17 protein-coding genes are annotated in these 18195 nt (G+C 65.2%); 4 read left to right on the forward strand and 13 right to left on the reverse strand.

The window, feature by feature from the left end:
- Positions 1-395 precede the first annotated feature (395 nt).
- Positions 396-563, forward strand: coding sequence for a hypothetical protein (locus GGC65_RS12270; protein WP_192647423.1), 168 nt, complete (start codon positions 396-398; stop codon positions 561-563).
- Positions 564-693: 130 nt separating this feature from the next.
- On the opposite strand, the gene GGC65_RS12275 is transcribed toward GGC65_RS12270, so the two are convergent.
- The 8 genes from GGC65_RS12275 to GGC65_RS12310 all read right to left on the reverse strand — a co-directional run bounded on the left by GGC65_RS12275 (position 694) and on the right by GGC65_RS12310 (position 8749).
- Positions 694-1974 (reverse strand): MFS transporter, encoded by a 1281-nt coding sequence (locus GGC65_RS12275; RefSeq protein WP_192647424.1) that lies wholly within the window; start codon positions 1972-1974, stop codon positions 694-696.
- A gap of 267 nt (positions 1975-2241) precedes the next feature.
- Entirely contained in the window at positions 2242-3414 is a 1173-nt protein-coding gene (gene pobA, locus GGC65_RS12280; RefSeq protein WP_192647425.1) for a 4-hydroxybenzoate 3-monooxygenase, read from the reverse strand.
- A complete protein-coding gene (locus GGC65_RS12285) occupies positions 3411-4349 on the reverse strand; it encodes a Gfo/Idh/MocA family oxidoreductase (protein ID WP_192647426.1) in 939 nt (312 codons plus the stop codon). Before GGC65_RS12285 ends, pobA begins: the two co-directional genes overlap by 4 nt.
- Positions 4346-5188 carry a class III extradiol dioxygenase subunit beta gene (locus tag GGC65_RS12290; RefSeq protein ID WP_192647427.1) on the reverse strand — a complete coding sequence of 281 codons (843 nt, stop codon included), beginning with the start codon at positions 5186-5188 and terminating at the stop codon, positions 4346-4348. The genes GGC65_RS12285 and GGC65_RS12290 overlap by 4 nt, the downstream gene beginning before the upstream one ends.
- Positions 5188-5601: a protocatechuate 4,5-dioxygenase subunit alpha gene (ligA, locus tag GGC65_RS12295; protein ID WP_192647428.1), complete on the reverse strand. Its 414-nt coding sequence runs from the start codon at positions 5599-5601 to the stop codon at positions 5188-5190. The genes GGC65_RS12290 and ligA overlap by 1 nt, the downstream gene beginning before the upstream one ends.
- A complete protein-coding gene (locus GGC65_RS12300; protein ID WP_192647429.1) occupies positions 5598-6623 on the reverse strand; it encodes an amidohydrolase family protein in 1026 nt (341 codons plus the stop codon). The genes ligA and GGC65_RS12300 overlap by 4 nt, the downstream gene beginning before the upstream one ends.
- Positions 6620-7489: an NAD(P)-dependent oxidoreductase gene (locus tag GGC65_RS12305; RefSeq protein ID WP_192647430.1), complete on the reverse strand. Its 870-nt coding sequence runs from the start codon at positions 7487-7489 to the stop codon at positions 6620-6622. The genes GGC65_RS12300 and GGC65_RS12305 overlap by 4 nt, the downstream gene beginning before the upstream one ends.
- 54 nt (positions 7490-7543) lie before the next feature.
- Positions 7544-8749 (reverse strand): LysR family transcriptional regulator, encoded by a 1206-nt coding sequence (locus GGC65_RS12310; protein ID WP_192647431.1) that lies wholly within the window; start codon positions 8747-8749, stop codon positions 7544-7546.
- A 96-nt stretch (positions 8750-8845) separates the two neighbouring features.
- Here GGC65_RS12310 and GGC65_RS12315 point away from each other — a divergent pair, with 96 nt between their 5' ends.
- The 3 genes from GGC65_RS12315 to GGC65_RS12325 are packed head-to-tail and all read left to right on the forward strand — an operon-like array spanning position 8846 to position 11446.
- Entirely contained in the window at positions 8846-9517 is a 672-nt protein-coding gene (locus tag GGC65_RS12315) for a 4-carboxy-4-hydroxy-2-oxoadipate aldolase/oxaloacetate decarboxylase (protein WP_192647432.1), read from the forward strand.
- Complete coding sequence (locus GGC65_RS12320) at positions 9510-10565, forward strand: 4-oxalomesaconate tautomerase (RefSeq protein ID WP_192647433.1); 1056 nt, start codon at positions 9510-9512, stop codon at positions 10563-10565. The genes GGC65_RS12315 and GGC65_RS12320 overlap by 8 nt, the downstream gene beginning before the upstream one ends.
- Positions 10562-11446 carry an amidohydrolase family protein gene (locus GGC65_RS12325; protein WP_225940797.1) on the forward strand — a complete coding sequence of 295 codons (885 nt, stop codon included), beginning with the start codon at positions 10562-10564 and terminating at the stop codon, positions 11444-11446. Before GGC65_RS12320 ends, GGC65_RS12325 begins: the two co-directional genes overlap by 4 nt.
- A gap of 52 nt (positions 11447-11498) precedes the next feature.
- Here the strand turns inward: GGC65_RS12325 and GGC65_RS12330 are convergent, their stop codons facing one another.
- The 5 genes from GGC65_RS12330 to GGC65_RS12350 all read right to left on the reverse strand — a co-directional run bounded on the left by GGC65_RS12330 (position 11499) and on the right by GGC65_RS12350 (position 18032).
- On the reverse strand, positions 11499-11903 hold the full coding sequence (locus tag GGC65_RS12330) for a nuclear transport factor 2 family protein (RefSeq protein ID WP_192647434.1): 405 nt from the start codon (positions 11901-11903) through the stop codon (positions 11499-11501).
- A 2-nt stretch (positions 11904-11905) separates the two neighbouring features.
- Positions 11906-13192, reverse strand: coding sequence for a spinster family MFS transporter (locus tag GGC65_RS12335; RefSeq protein WP_192647435.1), 1287 nt, complete (start codon positions 13190-13192; stop codon positions 11906-11908).
- 25 nt (positions 13193-13217) lie between these two features.
- The gene (locus tag GGC65_RS12340; RefSeq protein ID WP_192647436.1) at positions 13218-14792 is read right to left on the reverse strand and encodes an AMP-binding protein; all 1575 of its coding nucleotides are present in this window, start codon (positions 14790-14792) and stop codon (positions 13218-13220) included.
- A 71-nt stretch (positions 14793-14863) separates the two neighbouring features.
- Positions 14864-15754, reverse strand: coding sequence for an enoyl-CoA hydratase (locus GGC65_RS12345; RefSeq protein ID WP_192647437.1), 891 nt, complete (start codon positions 15752-15754; stop codon positions 14864-14866).
- Positions 15755-15836: 82 nt separating this feature from the next.
- Complete coding sequence (locus GGC65_RS12350) at positions 15837-18032, reverse strand: TonB-dependent receptor (RefSeq protein ID WP_225941149.1); 2196 nt, start codon at positions 18030-18032, stop codon at positions 15837-15839.
- Positions 18033-18195: the final 163 nt, after the last annotated feature.

Consider the following 18195-nt stretch of genomic DNA (forward strand, 5'->3'; position numbering starts at 1 on the left):
CGGCGGACGTCGTCGGCGGTGGTCGCCCACGAGCAGCTACTGACGCGAACGACCGGCTTCCGGAACCATTCCGAGAGGCCCGCTCCGCATTCGCCCAACGCCTATAGCGGTCCGCCATCGCGCGCGGGACCGCATCATCGCCGGCAGACACGAGTAGCTCGTTGAAAGTCAGATCGTTGGCGATGCAGAAACCTTCCCCTGGCATCCGGTCGCATAGCTCGACCATCCGCGAATGAAAGCCCGTTACCATCTCATCGAGACCCCCCCGCTCGAGATATTTGAGGCAGGACCAGATTTCGGCGAACCCCGAGCCCGACAGGACGCTGCAGACCAGCCCGGAATAGCGCCCCCCCCCCCGTCGTAGCGACGGTCGCCGGCGACCCGTCGGGGTGCAATTGCTCGACGATCGCCAGCGCGTCGCCGGCTACCGTGGGCAGCAACTCATCGAACGCGGCAAGTCCCTCCGGCGCGGCGGCATCGGGGAAGACGCTGCGGTCGCGAACGGTCGCGACATAATCGAGCGCGTGCGTTTTTGTCGCTTTGAAGACCGGCTTGTCATCTAATTCTGCGAACATCCCCTGCTGGCCCCGACCGTCCGTCAGGCTTCACTCTCCTTCTGTCTTTGCGATGTTTGAACGAGCGCGCACGGCGGCAATTTAGCGCGACGAGCAGTCAATCCCGCGTCGCGGTCCACTACCCTTTGTTGTCCTGCGGACCGAAGCGCCGCACCATCAACAGGCCGAGCCAGCTCACGACGCCAGCGAGCGCCAGATACAGTCCGACCATCTCGGTTCCGCCGCGATCGGCGAGAGCCTGCGCGATAATGGGAGCCATTGCGCCGCCCAATATGCCGCCCGCGTTAAAGGTGACCGACGCACCCGTGTAGCGGACTTGCACAGGGAACAAGGCGGTCAACCAGCTGCCGAGCGGGCCATAGACGAGGCCCATGACGAACAACGCCGAAGCGAGACCAAGAAAGATGGAGAGCCAGCCGCCCGAGGCCAGCGCCGGCCCGAACAGGAAGCCAATGAGTACGGTCGCACCACAGCCCCAGGTCAACACGCGCTGCGCGCTCGTCACATCGCTGACATAGCCCGCGAAGACGATCCCGCCCGCCATGAAGAGGATCGCGCCGAGCTGGATCAGCAGGAACTGCTCCTTGGGATAACCGAGCGCGGTCGTTCCGTGCGCGAGCGCGAAGCTGGTCGCTAGATAAAAGATCGCGAAACAGGCCACGACCGCGAAGGTGCCGGCCAAGGTCGGCAGCAGATGATGGCGAAAGAGCTCACCGAGCGGAACGCCGACCGGCGCCTCTTTCTCCAGCGCTTCCTGGAAATCGGGGGTCTCGCCAATCTTCAGCCGAACCCACAGACCAAGCCCGACCAACAGCGCAGAGAAGAGGAACGGGATGCGCCAACCCCAGCTTGCAAACTCCTGATCGCTGAGACCAAGACCGAGCAGCAGGAACAATCCGTTCGCCGCGATGAACCCGACCGGAGCGCCGAGCTGCGGAAACATGCCGAACCGCGACTTCCAACCCGGCGGCGCATTCTCGACCGCGAGAAGCGCCGCCCCGCCCCACTCGCCGCCGAGGCCGAAACCTTGGCCGAAGCGGAGGATGCAGAGCAGCAAGGGCGCGACCCAGCCGACCATCGCATAGGTCGGCAGGAAGGCGATCAGCAAAGTCGATGCCCCCATCAGCATCAGCGAGGCGACGAGCGTCGACTTGCGTCCGATGCGGTCGCCATAATGGCCGAAGACGATCGCGCCGACGGGGCGCGCGAAAAAGGCGAGCCCGAAGCTCATGAAACTCAGCATCAACTGCGCGGACGGCGACTCGGACGGGAAGAACAGCGGGCCGAACACCAGCGCTGCCGCCGTGCCGTAGATATAGAAATCATAGAATTCGACCGCGGTGCCGACAAGACTTGCAGCGAGGATGCGCCGGTGCGCGCGATAGGGTTTCAGGCGCATATGCCAGTCCTTTCCGGTTGCGGAACGACCACCGTCTCCATGTTTTTCTCCGCGTCGCAGTGGCATCCGCTGCCGATGCCGGAAGTTTCGGACAGCGAGGTGAGGCATGGCCGGCACAGTAGGGATCAGTTCGCCAAAAGAGGCTCGCTGACGCGCCCCTATCGCCGATCCTCGGCGCGAAGGACCTGTCAAGGCTACGAGGCTCGCATGGTTCAGGCCGGGGCGATCACGGTCGCCAGCCACCGCAGGTCGTCCCATGCAGCCTGCTCAGAGTGGCAATCCCACATAATTTTCGGCGATCGCGGTCTGCATGGCGCGCGAGCCCGCGAGATAGTCGAGTTCGGCGTTGCGCATACGGCGTTCGAACGGGCTTTCCCCGGGAAAGCTGTGCATCAAATTGGTCAGGCTCCAGCTGAAGCGTTCCGCCTTCCACACGCGGGCCAGGGCCGTCGCCTCATAGGCATCAAGGCCGCTCTCGTCGCCGCTTGCGAAATAGGACGCAAAGGCCTGCCACAAATAGGCGACATCGGATGCCGCGAGATTGAGACCCTTGGCGCCGGTCGGCGGCACGATATGCGCGGCGTCTCCGGCAAGAAACAGCCGTCCCCGCCGCATCGTCTCGCAGACATAGGATCGAAGCGGCGCGATCGACATTTCGAGCGCGGGGCCGCGGGCCACGCCATGTTTGCTGAGGCCGTCGAACCGCGCCTCGAGTTCGTCCCATAGCCGGTCCTCGCTCCATTCCTCGAGCCGGTCGGAAAGCGACACCTGCACATAATAACGGCTGCGAGTCCGCGACCGCATGGACGCGAGCGCGAAGCCCCGTTCGCCGTTCGCATAGATGAGCTCGTCGTGGCAGGGCGGCACGTCGGCGAGGATACCGAGCCAGCCGAAGGGATATTCCCGTACATATTCCCGGGCGGCCGAAGGGCGGACGACGCCGCGCGAGGGGCCGTGGAAACCGTCGCAGCCTGCAATGAAGCGCGCACCGATACAGGTGACCGCCCCGTCTTTCTCGAACGAGACCGAGGGCGATGCGCTTTCAACGTCATGAATGGCGAGATTCGCCGCATCGAAGATGATTTCGAGCCCGCGCTCGGGCGCAGCTTCGACCAGGTCGCGCGTGAGTTCAGTCTGTCCATAGACGGTCACATGGCGCCCGGTGAGGGCGGCGATATCGATGCGGATGAGCCGGTCGCCGCTCGCCAGATTGAACCCCGCCTCAACCAGCCCTTCCTTGCGCATCCGCCGGTCGATGCCGAGGCGGGTGAGAAGATCGGTCGTGACCGTCTCGAGCACACCGGCCCGGATGCGCGACAGGACATGATCGCGCGACTGGCGTTCGACGATCGTGCACGCGATTCCGGACTGACAGAGCAGATGACCCAGCAGCAGACCGGCCGGGCCGGCCCCGATGATAGCGACGCCGGTGGTGCTCATCGCATCTGTTTCTCGAGCGAGTCGAGCAGGCGGTAGCAGGGCATGACATCAGCGACGCTCGCGCGCGGTGGTCGCCCTTCCCGGATCGCCGCGACGAATTCGCGGTCCTGCAGCTCGATGCCGTTTCGCGAGACCGCGACGGCCGACAGGTCGACCGCCTCTTCGCGGCCGGTTACAAGATCGTCATAGCGTGCGATCCAGGTCCCCTCGTCGCATATGTATCGGAAGAATGTACCGAGCGGCCCGTCATTGTTGAAGGAGAGCGACAGGGTGCACAGCGCGCCGCTCTCAGCCTTGAGCTGGATCGACATGTCCATGGCGATGCCGAGTTCGGGATGCGGAGGCCCCGCCATCGCGCTCGCGGCGACGATCGGGCCCGCCTGCCATGCGAAAAGATCGACGCTGTGCGCTGCATGATGCCACAGCAGATGATCGGTCCACGAGCGCGGCTCGCCTTTCGCGTTGATATTTTCGCGGCGAAAGAAATAGGTCTGGATGTCCATCTGCTGAACGTGGATCTCGCCGGCCGCGATCTTAGCGTGAAGATATTGGTGGCTCGGGTTGAAACGGCGCGTGTGGCCGACCATCGCCACCAGCCCCGTTTCCGCCTGCCTTTGCGCCACCGCCTCACCATCGGCGAGAACATCGCACAGCGGGATTTCGACCTGGACATGCTTGCCGGCATCGAGGCATGCAATGGCCTGCGCAGCGTGCAACTGGGTCGGCGTGCAGAGAATGACCGCGTCGAGCCCGGGAAGCGCCAGCGTCTCGCCAAGCTCCGTCGCGGCATGGCCGATGGCGTGGCGCCCAGCAAAATCGCGGGTCGGCTCCGCGCGGCGGCCGACCACCGAGACGATCTCGACCCCGTCGATCGCGCGCAACGCCTCGATATGCTTTTCCGCGAACGCGCCTATGCCGGCGACAGCAATTCTCATGACTTCGGCTCCAGAACGATATGGCCGACCGCGGTATTGCTGCACGGCACATGATAATGACGGTGAAGGCAGCGGGTCTCGCGCCCGAGCGCGCCGCGCATGATCAACCACATGACCATTTCGATCCCTTCGGATCCCGTCTCGCGCAGATATTCGATATGCGGAATGTGGCGGAGATGATCGCTGTCGCCGATCAGCCCGTCGAGAAACATCGCGTCCCACCCGCGGTTGATCAGACCTGCGCGGCTTCCCTGGAGCTGGTGGCTCATGCCCCCCGTTCCCCATATCTGCACATCGAGGTCCTCGGGAAAGCTTTCGACCGCGCGCGCGATGGCCTCGCCGAGCGACCAGCAGCGATTGCCCGACGGAGGCGGATAGGTCACGACGTTCACCGCAAGCGGAATGACGCGCGACGGCCATGCCGGCGTCTCGCCGAACATCAGGCTCAAGGGCACCGTGAGCCCATGGTCTACATCCATCTCGTTGATGATGGTCATGTCGAAGTCGGAGAGAATGAGACTCTGCGCGATGTGCCAGGCAAGCTCCGGGTGGCCGATCACCTCGGGCACCGGTCGCCGGCCCCATCCTTCGTCGGCAGGGCGGAAGCGTTCGCCGCACCCGATTGCGAAGGTCGGGATGATCTTCATGTCGAATGCGCTTGCGTGATCATTATAAACAAGGATCACCACGTCGGGCGGGCTCGCGCGCTCCCAACCGCGTGTCCATTCGAACCCGTCGAATATCGGAGCGAAGCAGGGATCATGCTCCTGGTGCCGGTCATGCGCCATTCCGAGGAGCGGCACATGGCTCGACGCCACGCCCGCGGAAATATGTGCCATCAGCGGCCCTCTCGTTTCGATCTGAGCCCGTCGGGCGAACGCCCCCCCGCGGACATCATCGCCCGGTACTCGTCGACGCTCGCGCCGGTCATGGTGGCGACGGCCTCGACGAAGCTCAGCCCGTCGGTGGCAAAGATCTTCGAGAGGAAATAGATATTGCCGCCAAGTTCGAGCAGCCGGTTGTAGTCGCGGGCGCGAACCGCGGCCCTCTGGTCGTCGCTCATCGGAAAGTCCGCGAGATAGGCCTCCTCGTCCGCCTTCCAGCGGCTGCGGTTGTCGGGGTCCATGAGGCTCATCGCAAACTGGTTGAGATGATATCCCGCGCGTGCGCGCGCTGCCGTAAAGACGAGCGTCCCAGGTATATCCTCCAGCTCGGCGAGATAGGCCTGGATATCGTGGGGCGCGCCGGTCACAGCCCGCGCGCCCGAAGCTGCGCGTCAAGCCGCGGAAAGACGCGCCGCGCATTGCCCTCGAAGATCGCATGGCGTTCGCCGGCGCCGATATCGAGTGCATCGATGTAGCGCTTCGTGTCGTCGAAATACTGGCCCGTTGCCGGGTCGATTCCGCGCACCGCGCCGACCATCTCGCTACCGAAAAGGATGTTGCTGCTGTCGATGACCTTGGCGAGAAGATCGATACCCGGCTGGTGGTAGACGCAGGTGTCGAAAAAAATGTTCTGCATGAGATGGCGGTCGAGCGACGGCTTCTTCAGCATGTCGGCGAGCCCCCTGTAGCGGCCCCAATGATAGGGAACGGCGCCGCCGCCGTGGGGGATGATGAATCGCAAGGTCGGAAAGTCCGCGAACAGGTCGCCTTCGAGGAGCTGCATGAAGGCGATGGTATCGGCAGCGATATAATAGCCGCCCGTCGCGTGCATCGCAGGATTGCAGCTGCCCGACACATGGATCATCGCGGGAACGTCGAGCTCGACCATCTTTTCGTAGAAGGGGTACCAGTAGCGGTCGGTGAGCGGGGGATGCGCGAAATGGCCGCCGCCCGGGTCGGGGTTGAGGTTGCAGCCGACAAAACCGAGCCCGGTGACACAGCGTTCGAGCTCCGCGATGCTGCCCCGCATGTCGGCTGCAGGCGATTGCGGCAGCATGCAGACGCCGGCGAAGGTGTCGGGGAAGAGGCCCACCACCCGCGCGACCAGGTCGTTGCAGTGCGCCGCCCATGCGATCGCTACCGTCTCGTTCCCGATGTGCGGCGCCATCGCCGATGCGCGCGGACTGAAGATCGTAAGATCGGCTCCGCGCTCGCGGATCAGGCGGAGCTGGTTGCGCTCGATCGTTTCGCGAATCTCCTCGTCGGAGAATGCAGGATAGGGTGGCGGCGCGAGCCCGTCCGCATGCGCCGCCCGTTGCGCCACGCGCCAGCGGTCGTGCGCTTCGGGTGGAACCGTGTAATGGCCGTGGCAGTCGATCACGAGGCTCATGCGGCCGGCTCCCTTACAGAATTCCAGCGGGGCAGCGCATGCGCGAGCTTGGCCGCAAGGCCTGCCGGCGGCTCGCCGGTCCTCGCGCCGAGACGGCGCTGCAGCAGGATCGTACCGCGGGTCATCGCGGGCTCGACGCCGAGTTCTTCGAGCATCCGGGCCGCTTCTTCCATCTCGGCCGCCCGGCGCTGTCCGTGCGAGAGCATGCGGCCGAAGTCATAATCGGCTTGCTCGGCCCACCCGGGTGTCGCGGCGGTGGCAGAAAGCGAGGCCACCACGGCGTCGAGGATGCCGGCGCGCGCGGCGGCGGTAAGGCATTCGGCGGTAATCGCCTCGAGCCCCTTTACGAACACCGACCGCACCATTTTCACGGCCGATGCGTCGCCGATACGCGGTCCCGCCACGGCGATGTCGGTGAAGCCCAGCGCGCCCAGATATGCAGCGGCAGCGGCCGTGTGCGGACCGGCGAGCAATAAGGGCACGTTGCGGCGAAGCGGCTCGACGGGCGCCATGATCGCTACGTCGACATAACGGCCGCCGGCGGCCTCGATCGTCTCGGCTGCGAGACGCTTGGTCCCCGGCGCGACGCTATTCATGTCGAACCAGAGTGCGCCCGGCGCGATCAGAGGACCATAAGCATGTGCGGAGGCCAACGCCTCGTCGGGCGTGACGAGAAGCAGGACAGCTTGCTCCTGGCCCAGCTCGGCGGGATCGGCAAGCGAGGCGACACCGCGCGCGGCCATCGCCGCCAGCATCTCGCCGCGCGCTCCTGCGATCGCTGTCTTGCGATCATAGGCCTTTGCGCCCGACCAGGCGAAAGCGCGTCCGGCTTCCCCGAAGCCGATGAAGGTGGCGGTCGTCGACATGGGGCCGGACTAGGCGGGGGACCGCAGCGGCCGCCAATCCAATTGCCGAGTAGCCTATTGGCTTTCCGGAAGTCTCGTTTCGGCTGATGCCTGCTTCAGATGATGTATGAGCTGTTCTTGCGCCCGCGTCGGGCGCCAGCCGCTACGGACGCTGATGCCGATCATGCGCGACGGGCGCCCGAGATCGGACCCGATGCGAACCAGCATCCCAGTTTCGATCTCCATCGCGATCTGGTCGGGCGAAAGAAGCGTGAGAAGATCGCTTTGCATGAGGAGGCCGCGGATCACCATCACCGAGCCGCATTCGACCGGTACGGGAGGCAAGGTCTCGCCGAAGAGCCGCTCCCAGTGGAACCGCAGCGGCGTTCCCTTGGGTCCGATCACCCAGGCTTGGGTGCGCAGGTCCGCCACGCTGGCCTTGCGCTGCGCGAGCGGATGGCCGCGCCGTGCGAAGATCGCCGGGCGATCGGTAAAAAGCGGGATTTGCTCGACGCCGGGCGGCACGGTATCGCGCAAGGCGCCGATCATCAGGTCGATCACGCCATCGAGCAGGGGCTCGACAAGCTCGCGCCACGATCCTTCGACAATATCCAGCACGGTCGAAGGGTTGTCGGCAAGCATATGCGACAGCGCTCGGGGAAGGACGAGCGCCCGGCTGAGAGGCATTGCGCCGATCACGATCCGGCCCGGTTCGCCGGTATCGGGGCGGGTCTCGGCGATGCCCGCAGCAAGTTCGCTGCGCGCGAGCCTGATGCCCCGGGCCATCGCCGACCCGGCGGTCGTCAGCATCATGCCGCGACCGCGCCGCTCGGCGAGCGGCGTGCCGCAAATCTGCTCAAGTTCGCGCACCGCGCGGTGAAGCGCGGGCTGCGATATGCCGCTCGCCGCGGCGGCACCGGCATAGCCTTGCGCATCGGCAAAATGGAGGAAGGCGTCGAGCTGCGTCCCGGTCATCAGCCGGTCGGGCGCTGCAAACCCGCGCGAGGCGTTTCGTGCGATCCGCCGCGAGGCGACGCCGAGATGGCCAAGCGCCCGCTCGGCGCGCGCTACGAAAGCAGCGCCCGCAGCGGTCGTCGCCACCCCGCCCGAATGGCGCTCGAACAAAGCGGCGCCCAGCTGCTTTTCGAGCTTGGTCAGCCCTTGCGTCAGCGCCGGCTGCGACAGCCCGGCCGCGGTCGAGGCGCGATTGAGGCTCTGGAGGCGGGCCGCCTCGCACAGCGCCCGGACATGCCGTAGATTGAGTTCGAACGGGTTCGTCATCGCGTGCCGGACATAGCAAAAACTTATGGCCCGTCGACAGCTTCGATTGGCGCCCCTCGGCGCGAAGCTGCACCGATACCCGCAAAGGAGACTCCAATGGGTGTGGTGGTTCAGAATATCGAACGCGCGGACAGCGCCGTCATCGAGGAGCTCGGCAGCGCCGGCGTCGCGACGGTTCATGAGGCGCAGGGGCGGACTGGCCTGCTCGCCGACCGGCTCCGACCCATCTATCCTTCCGCCCGGATGGCGGGGAGCGCCGTCACGATCTCGGCGCCGCCCGGCGATAACTGGATGGTCCATGTCGCCATCGAGCAGCTCCGCGAGGGCGATATATTGGTGCTGGCCCCGACAAGCCCCTGCAGCGACGGCTATTTCGGCGACCTCCTGGCAACCAGCGCGATGGCGCGCGGTTGCCGCGGCCTCGTGATCGACGCCGGCATCCGCGACGTCGGCGATCTCGCACGAATGGGTTTCCCCGTCTGGTCGAAGACGATCTGCGCGCAGGGCACCGTCAAGAACAGCCTCGGATCGGTCAATATTTCCGTCGTCTGCGCGGGCGCCCCCATCGACCCGGGCGACGTCATCGTCGCCGATGAAGACGGCGTGTGCGTGGTCAAGCGCGCTGCGGCGTCGGACGTGCTGCGCAAAGCGCGGTCGCGCGAGGCCGCCGAGACCTCGAAACGGGCAAGGCTCGCGGCGGGCGAACTCGGCCTCGACATCTACGACATGCGTCCGCGGCTCAAGGAAATGGGGCTGCGCTATGTCTGACGGCGTGCGCGCGATGTGGATGCGCGGCGGAACGTCGAAGGGTCTTTATATGCTGCGCGGCGACCTGCCGGCGGAGCGCGCCGCGCGCGATGCATTCCTCCTCCGCGCCTTGGGGTCGCCCGATGCGCGCCAGATCGACGGGCTCGGCGGCGGCGATCCGCTGACGAGCAAGATCGCGCTGGTAAGCCGGTCCGATCGGCCGGGGATCGATATCGACTATCTGTTTCTCCAGGCGGTCGTCGATCGGCCGGTCATCGCGGACACGCAGAATTGCGGCAACATTCTCGCCGGCGTCGCGCCTTTCGCGATCGAGCGCGGGCTCGTCGCGGCGACCGATGGGCAGACAAGAGTTGCGATCCATATGGAGAATAGCGGCCAAGTCGCCGTCGCGACCGTCGACACACCGGGCGGAAAGGTGCGCTACGGGGGCGCGGCGGCGATCAGCGGTGTCCCCGGCACGGCGGCGCCGATCCCACTCCTGTTTCGCGATACCGCCGGCTCGACCTGCGGCGCGCTGCTGCCGACGGGCCGGGGCGCCGACCGGATCGATGGCCTTGCCTGCACGCTCATCGACAATGGCATGCCATGTGTCGTGCTCGCTGCAGGGGATCTCGGCGTCAGCGGCTATGAAGAACCCGCGACGCTCGAGGAAAATGGCGCGCTCAAAGCAAGGTTGGAAGCGATCAGGTTGCAGGCCGGGCCGATGATGAACCTCGGCGACGTGCGCGGCCAGACGGTCCCCAAGATGATGCTGGTCGCCCCGCCCGCCTCCGGCGGCTCGGTCAGCGTGCGCTCCTTCATCCCGCACCGTGTGCATGCCGCGGTGGGCGTGTTGGGCGCGGTCAGCGTCGCCGCCGCCTGCCTCGTCGAAGATTCGCCCGCCAAGACTGTGGCGGTCGTGGGCGAAGGCCATCACCGAATTATAGGCGTCGAGCATCCGACCGGCCTCACCGAATGCGTGGTCGTGGTCGGAGACGATGGAAAGCCGGTCGAGGCCGGCATGCTGCGCACGGCGCGCAAGCTGATGGACGGAGTGATTTTCGCATGAGCATCGATGTCGAAGGCCGGGTGCGCAGCTGGGCGGATGCGCCGTCGACGCCCGCTTTCTTGCCGCCCCCCGGCGCGATCGACGCGCACTGCCATGTGTTTGGCCCTGCCGCCGCGTTCCCGTTCAGCCCGGAGGCGAAATATCGGCCGCAGGATGCGGGTCCGGAGGCTCTCTTCGCGCTGCGCCACCGTCTCGGCTTTTCGCGGAGCGTGATCGTACAGGCAAGCTGCCACGGCAGCGACAATCGCGCGATGCTTCATGCGCTTGCAGAGTCGGGCGGCACGGCGCGCGGCGTTGCGGTTGTCGATCCCGCGATAAGCGAGGCGGAACTCGCCGCGCTCGACGCCGCGGGCGTCCGCGGCGTGCGCTTCAACTTTCTGAAGCGGCTCGTCGACGACGCGCCGAAGGATCGTTTCCTCGACGTCGCCCGGCGTCTGCCGGCGGGCTGGCATGTCGTCGTCTATTTCGAGGCGGACATATTGGCGGAACTGCGTCCTTTTCTGGACGCCCTGCCCGTCCCGGTCGTCGTCGATCATATGGGCCGGCCCGATGTGACGCAAGGACCCGGCGGGGCCGACATGCGGGCGCTGAGGGCACTGCTCGACAGCCGGGATGACATTTTCTTCAAGGCCAGCTGCCCCGATCGGCTCGACCTGGCCGGTCCGCCTTGGGACGCCTTCGCCGGCGCCGTCGCGCCGCTCGTTGCCGACTATCCCGATCGAGCGCTTTGGGGCACCGATTGGCCGCATCCGAACATGGAGCGTGCAATTCCCGACGATGGAGCCCTCGTCGACATGATCCCCCGCATCGCTCCGACAAGCGCGCTCCAGGAAGCCCTTCTCATACGCAATCCAGCGCGCCTTTACTGGAGCGAGGAATAAGGCAAGGGAGCGGGGCGCGCCATCGGCGCGCCATGCAATCGCCGTCCCGACCTCAACCGGGTGGAACCAGGGGCACGATCGCAAGCGAGGCAATGCGCCACTCTCCCTCTTCCGGCCTCGCCCTGATCTCCCAATCGCCGCAGATGGTGGTCAGGCGCGGTTCGCCGTCGATCAACTCGCTCTTGCAGATGAGCACCGCGAGCGACGCCTCGATTTCTGCAGGCGCCGCGTGCGCGACGCGGCAATTGGAAAGATAATGTTTGGCAGCGAACGGCAAGGAAGCGCGCGACGCCATCTCCTCTTCGAACGCGCCGCGGCCGACCTGCGATCCGCTAAGGCCGAAAAGCATCGTCTCGCAAAAGAGACTAGCCGCTTCGCTGGCCTTGCCATGGTCGAGGCGCCAGGCAAATTCGGTGCAGAGCGTTTCGACTATTTCGCGCGCGTCCCGTTTCGACATTGTCATTCTCCGGACGCTCCCTTTACCGAATGTCTGATGCTGCGCGCCGCCATGGCGAGTGCAAGTGCGGCGCCCGCGAAGGCGAGCGCCGAGGGCAGAAGGGCATAGCGGAGCGCGTCGCCGCCGAGCGAAGGCTGCAGCCGGTCGCTCAGACCGCCGACCACGACCGGGCCGAGCCCCACCCCTGCCAGATTGACGACAAGGCCGAGAATCGCGGCGGCGGTAGCTCGGGTTCTGTCGTGCATCAAGGATTGCACGGTGGCGAAGACGCCGGGCTGCCACCCGTTAGTGAAAAGATAGACAGCGACGAGGCCGGCCAGCGAAAGCCATGCATTGTCTGCGAACAGCATGATGAGCGATGGCGGTACCGCGAGTGCGACCATGAATGCCGGAATGGCGCAATGGGCTCCGGGATCGGCCGCAAGCCTTCGATCGGCGATGCGTCCGATCGCGAGCGCGCCAGCCACGCCAGCAATCACCGTCGCAGCCGCGAGGACGCTTCCCGTCGTGCCGACCGACCAGCCGAACACGCGTTGATAATAGGCTGGCATCCACGCCTGAAGCGAAAAGGTCCCGAAGCCGGCGAGCGCGCCGGCACCGAGCAGCCATTGAAAAGGCCTCATGCGGAGGATGAAGCGGAAGGCCTCTGCAAAGGATTCGCGAGCCTGCGCGGATGCTTGCGTGGCGGCGCGCGGTTCGGCGACCGTGGAAAAGGCGAGCGCGGCGATCACGAGCCCGATCAGACCGACCGCGACGAGCGGTGTGCGCCAGCCATAATGCTCGGCCAGAAGACCGCCAACCAGCAGCGCGGCCGCCGAGCCCGCGACGGCTCCGGCCTGCATGACGGCGATGGTGAAGGCGCGCCGCTCGGGGGGGTAATAATCGGCGAGGAGCGAGAAGGAAGCCGGAGAACATCCCGCTTCGCCGACGGCCACGCCCATGCGCGCCGCGAGCAACGCCGGGAAGCTCGTCGCGAAACCGCAGAGCGTCGTCATTGCGCTCCATACTGCGACGCAGCAACTGATGATCTTGCGGCGGTTCCCCGTGTCGGCGAGGCGCGCGATGAGGACCGCCGACGTCATGTAGACAAGGGCAAAGGACAGTCCGGTCAATATGCCGACCTGCAGATCGCTCAGATGAAGTTCGGCCTTGATGTCTTCGGCCAGGATCGTGACGATCTGCCTATCGACGATGTTGAGTGCGAAGATGAGTGTCAGCATCGCGAGCCCCAGCCGGGCTCGCGGATGCACGCCGGTCCGGGTGAGCGAAGGCGAAACGGATTCGGTCATGTCGGGCACCGGGTGATACTTGTCGTCATATCTGCCGCGCTTCCGTCTGCCAGTAGCGGTCGCGGACGCGGCGTTTCATGATCTTGCCGCTCTCCTCGCGCGGGAGACCGTCGTCGATAACGATCTTGCGCGGCACCTGATAGCGAGCGAGCCGGCCCTCCAGCCACGCGACGACACTGTCAGCCTCGACCGTGCGCCCCGGCTTGGGTTCGACATGGGCGCAAAGACGCTCGCCGTACGTCGGATCGGGGATGCCGAAAACGATACAGTCCGCGATTTCGGGCATCATGATGAGCGCGGCCTCGATCTCGGCCGGATAGATATTGACCCCGGCCGATATGACCATGTCGCGCTTGCGATCGCAAAGGAAGAGGAAGCCATCTTCATCCAGATATCCGACATCGCCGATGCTCACCAGTTCGCCGAGTTCGACTTCCGACTGTTTCTCGGCCAGGTGACGGTAGGAGAAACGCGGGGTGTTGAAATTGCGCGCATAGATTTCCCCTACCTCTCCAGTGGGGAGCTCCTTCCCGTCGTCGCCGCACACCTTGAGGGCGCAATCGGCCAGCAGACGTCCGACGGATCCGGGTTTCTCCAGCGCATCCAAAGGTCCCAGAAGGGTGATCGTACCGCACTCGGTCCCGCCGTAGAATTCATAGACGACCGGTCCCAGCCATTCGATCATGCGGCGCTTCACGTCCGGCGGACAGGGCGCTGCGGAGTGGATGACCCGCTGCAACGAGGAGAGGTCATATTTCGAGCGGATCTCCTCTGGCAGCTCGAGCAGCTTGAGCATGGTCGTCGGTACCATGTAGAGATGCGTGATGGCATGGCGTGCGACAAGCGCGAGAAGCTGTTCGGCTTCGAAACGCGGTTGCAATACGCACAGCGATCCGGGCGCAGCCCCCCGGTTGGCGAAGAAATTGGGTGCGCCATGATAGATGGGCGCCGGCACCAAGATACGCGCCGATTCCAGGTGCGTGAGCCCGAACAGCTCATTGACGACGCGCTGGAGCTTCGCAGCGCTTTCAGGATCGAGCGGTTCGCGCTCGACACCTTTCGGACGGCCGGTCGTGCCCGAGGTGTAGAAGATGCCGAGACCGCCGCCGCGTGCGAAATCCTCGACCGGAAGCGGCTCGAAATGAGCGAGCCAAGCAGGCCAGCTCATGTCCCCGGCGTCCACTGTCCCCGCGGCAGCCGGGAGATCATAGGCTGCCAGCAACTCGTCGGGAGTCGGCACGACGATCAGGCAAATGGCGGGGTCGAGCAACGGCCGGATGGCGGGAACGAGGTCGGCATGCGCAACCAGTATGCCGGCACTGCTGTCGGCGAGAATGAACGCGATATCCTGCGGCGAGGAATGCCAGTTGAGCGGGACCGCGTGACAGCCGATCAGGGTGGCCGCGGACTGGGCGACGAGGAACTCGGCGTCGTTGCGCATCAGCAGTGCGACGGTATCGCCGCGCTTGAAGCCCATCGCGCGGTAACCCGCCGCGGCGCGCCCGCACGCGTCGATGAATTGCTGCTCGGATAAATGACGCCGACCGCAGACGATTCCCGTCATCGTTTTCGCGTCGTCCGGTCGGACTGAGGATTCCATGATCATGCTCCAGATTGCTGCGCGCCGCGCGCAAGGGCACGCGGCATTCGAAAGGACCTGCGGTTCGCGCGTCAGCCGGCGCGCTCGGGGCCGAAGTCCCGGATCTTGCCTTCAAGGCCCTTGATATGATCGCCGGCGGCGGTTCGGGCGTAGGCGGGGTCGATCTGCGCGTCGAACTTGATCCGGTTGTTGGCGTGGGTGAGATGATGGAGAGCAAAGGCGTGGCGCAGCGTCTGCCAACGCCCCATCGCATCCTGCGCCTGGTTGACCGCGATCTTTGCGGCCCGGACTGCAAAGGGCGGCTTTGCGGCGATGACGGCCGCAAGCGATAGTCCCTCGGCGGCAAGTCGGGACGCCGGCACGACGCGGTTGATCATCCCGAAGGCCATTGCGCGGTCCGCGCTCAGCCAATCGGCCGTGAACAGGAACTCCTTCGCCCGGCGGGTTCCGAGCTCGAACGGATGGGCGAAGGTTTCGACGCCCATGATTCCCATGTCGATGGTCGGATCCTTGAACGACGCGTCCTCGGCAGCGAGAATGAGATCGCATGCCCATGCCAGCATGAGGCCGCCTGCGATGCATTTGCCCTGGACGAGCGCGATCGTCGGCTTCGACAGATTGCGCCAGCGCTCGCACATTTCGAAGAAGACTTCCATCTCGTCCCCGAAAAGCGCATCCGCGCCGTCGGTCGAAGACGCCCCCCAAGAGCTGACCCGCTCGAAGCTTTCGTCGAAAGTCTCGGAAAAATCATGTCCTGCCGAGAAATGGAGACCGTCGGCTGCGAGCAGGATCACTCTCACAGTTTCGTCCTGCGCTGCCGCGTCGAAGGCGGCATTGAGCTCGTACGTCATGCGGTTGCCTTGCGCGTTCCGTTTCTCTGGACGCGCGAGGACAATCCGGGCGATGCCGTCGGCCGGGCGTTCATAGCGCACCTGCCGAAACTGGTCCGGCGCGATGCTCATCGCCTTGCCGCCCGGCAAAGTCCCGGCTCGCAGGCATTTGCCCGCGAGCCGGGCAGGAGTGCCCCTCGATGAGACCCCCGCATCAGAAACGGACCGAGGCGCTGACGCCGAATGTACGCGGCAACCCATATTGCGCCACTTCGCCCGGCCCCACCGCGAAGGGATCGTTCACGAGCTTCGCGAGATAAGTGTTGTTGAGGAGGTTCCGCGCGAAAAGCCCCACCGAGTATCGCTCGGATTCCGGCTCGAACGTGATGCTCGCATTCACGAGGGTGCGGGCAGGAAGCTTCAGGCGAGCGATGTTGAGCGGCTCGTTATAACCGCTGCCCCGATAAGAGACCTCGCCGAACAGGGAAATGCGGTTGCCGCCACCGAACAGGATATCCTGCGAGATATTCGCCCCCGCCGTGGTCGATGGACCGTTCAGCCGGTTCCCGTCCGCAGCTTCCCCGGCGGCGCCGGCACCCGGATAGCGGTGATAGCGCGCGTCATTATAGCCGAACACCGCGCCGACGGTCGTCGTGTCGGTGAGCTTCGCGGTGACGTCGAGCGAGACGCCGTCGATTTTCGCGCTGGCCGCGTTCGACGTCACCGAGCCGCCATTGAACCCGAAGAATTGCGTCACCTGGAGGTTCGAATAATCCATGTGGAAGGCCGAGACGCCAACCCGCACCCGCCGGTCGAAAAACGATCCCTTGAGGCCGATTTCATAGTTGGTCACATTTTCCGGTTCGAAGCGGAGCTGCTGGACGGTCGGCGGCGGCGCGGCCGAGCGGCCGACGAAGTCGACGTTCCAGCCGCCCGACTTGTAGCCGCGCGAGACCTTCGCATAAATATTCGCGCTGCTGCCGAGTTCGTATTTCACACCAAAGGTCGGCGACAGATCCGTCTGGCGGCGTTTGTCCTTCTGGAGCGGGATCGTGTAGAAGAGCGGCGATGACCGGGCATCAGTGGTCACCTGGAAGTCGAGCTTCTTTTCCTCGTTCGTCACGCGCACGCCGCCGAAGATGCTGAGGCGCGGAGTGATGTTGATGCTGCCGTCGATATAGGCGGCGAAGCTGCGCGTGCGGACGTCGGCGAGCGGGGTCGCAAAGCCCCGCGGCCCGGGAAAGATGCCGAGCGGCGGCACCGAAAAATCGCGCCCGATGATGCCGATGTGGGCGCTGTCCGACTGCTGCTCGTAGAAATAGAGGCCCGCGATGAAATTGGCCGTGTCGCTCTTGGGCGAAGCCAGCCGGATCTCCTGCGAGAACTGGGTCTGCTTGTCGCGAAAGCTGATCAGGATGCGTTCCGCCGGCGTCCAGTCCTGCCCGAATTCGAGGAGGGAGCGATTGTAGCGGAAAGCCGAAATCGACGTCAGCTCGAAGCCCGACGGATCGCCGACGCTGACCGCGAGCGACGTACCCCAATAGGTCTGGGCATAGCGGCCGGGGTCCTCGTCGATCGTGAAGGGACCAGGGCTGGTGAGCGGCTGCGGCGGAGCCACGGTCTGGGCGAGCCCCGAGCGCGGCTCGCCGACATAATAGACCGAATCCTCGTCGCTATAGTCAAAGCTCAACACCGCGCGCAGGCTCGACTCGCCCTGGAACAGGAGCTTGGCGCGCCCCCCCCAGATGTCCCGCGATCCGAGATCGGGTCCGCCCAGCGCATTTTTCACATAGCCGTCGCGCTCGTTCGAGAAGAGGCTCGCGCGGAACGCGACATGCTCGTCGACGATCGGCGCATTGACGATGGCGTTGAGGTCGAGGGTATCGAAATTGCCGACCGTGACCTTGGCGCTGCCCGACCATTCGAACGCGGGATCGTTGGTGTTCACGTTGATCGCACCGGCGATCGAGTTCTTGCCGAACAACGTGCCTTGCGGCCCCTGGAGCACTTCGATCGAGCGGACGTCTTCGAGGTTCTGGTTGAAAGTCTCGGGACGGCCCGTATAGACCCCGTCGATATAGACCGAGACGCCGGACTCGACACCCGCGTTGCGGGTGTTCGAAGCAATGCCGCGGATGATCGGATTGCTCTCGGTCTGCCCCCCCTCGAGCAGCGAGACGTTCGGCAGGACAGTGATGAGGTCGGCGACCTTTACAGCGTTGCGCTTCGCGATATCCTGCTCCGAAACCGTGGTGATGGTGATCGGCACATCGACGAGATTCTCGTTGCGCTTCGTCGCGGTGACCACGATCTCGTCGAGCGCCGGCCCGCGCGCGCCGCTTCCATCGGCCGTTTGGGCGGCCGCCGACACCGGCACCGCGGCGATCGCCGTGCCCGTGAGACAAAGCATCAAGTGGATTTGCCTGGCGCTGTTGGTCATTCGCATCTTTCGTTCCCCATCCCGAATATTGTTGGTGGTCCGGCGGTCGTCAGTGCCGCCGAACCTCGCCTGCGATGACAATACGAATGGCCCCGCCAAGCAAGGAGGATCGCCGGACGAGCGTCCAGTGTCC

The sequence above is a fragment of the Sphingopyxis sp. OAS728 genome, assembly GCF_014873485.1.
Taxonomy (GTDB): Bacteria; Pseudomonadota; Alphaproteobacteria; order Sphingomonadales; family Sphingomonadaceae; genus Sphingopyxis.

Coding starts and splice junctions, on each gene's coding strand:
- GGC65_RS12305 (WP_192647430.1), bottom strand. CDS start 7,489: ATGTCGACGACCGCCACCTTCATCGGCTTCGGGGAAGCCGGACGCGCT.
- GGC65_RS12350 (WP_225941149.1), bottom strand. CDS start 18,032: ATGCTTTGTCTCACGGGCACGGCGATCGCCGCGGTGCCGGTGTCGGCG.
- GGC65_RS12285 (WP_192647426.1), bottom strand. CDS start 4,349: ATGAGAATTGCTGTCGCCGGCATAGGCGCGTTCGCGGAAAAGCATATC.
- GGC65_RS12325 (WP_225940797.1), top strand. CDS start 10,562: ATGAGCATCGATGTCGAAGGCCGGGTGCGCAGCTGGGCGGATGCGCCG.
- GGC65_RS12345 (WP_192647437.1), bottom strand. CDS start 15,754: ATGAGCATCGCGCCGGACCAGTTTCGGCAGGTGCGCTATGAACGCCCG.
- GGC65_RS12290 (WP_192647427.1), bottom strand. CDS start 5,188: ATGGCACATATTTCCGCGGGCGTGGCGTCGAGCCATGTGCCGCTCCTC.
- GGC65_RS12340 (WP_192647436.1), bottom strand. CDS start 14,792: ATGGAATCCTCAGTCCGACCGGACGACGCGAAAACGATGACGGGAATC.
- pobA (WP_192647425.1), bottom strand. CDS start 3,414: ATGAGCACCACCGGCGTCGCTATCATCGGGGCCGGCCCGGCCGGTCTG.
- GGC65_RS12335 (WP_192647435.1), bottom strand. CDS start 13,192: ATGACCGAATCCGTTTCGCCTTCGCTCACCCGGACCGGCGTGCATCCG.
- GGC65_RS12315 (WP_192647432.1), top strand. CDS start 8,846: ATGGGTGTGGTGGTTCAGAATATCGAACGCGCGGACAGCGCCGTCATC.
- GGC65_RS12320 (WP_192647433.1), top strand. CDS start 9,510: ATGTCTGACGGCGTGCGCGCGATGTGGATGCGCGGCGGAACGTCGAAG.
- GGC65_RS12330 (WP_192647434.1), bottom strand. CDS start 11,903: ATGTCGAAACGGGACGCGCGCGAAATAGTCGAAACGCTCTGCACCGAA.
- GGC65_RS12275 (WP_192647424.1), bottom strand. CDS start 1,974: ATGCGCCTGAAACCCTATCGCGCGCACCGGCGCATCCTCGCTGCAAGT.
- GGC65_RS12310 (WP_192647431.1), bottom strand. CDS start 8,749: ATGACGAACCCGTTCGAACTCAATCTACGGCATGTCCGGGCGCTGTGC.
- GGC65_RS12300 (WP_192647429.1), bottom strand. CDS start 6,623: ATGAGCCTCGTGATCGACTGCCACGGCCATTACACGGTTCCACCCGAA.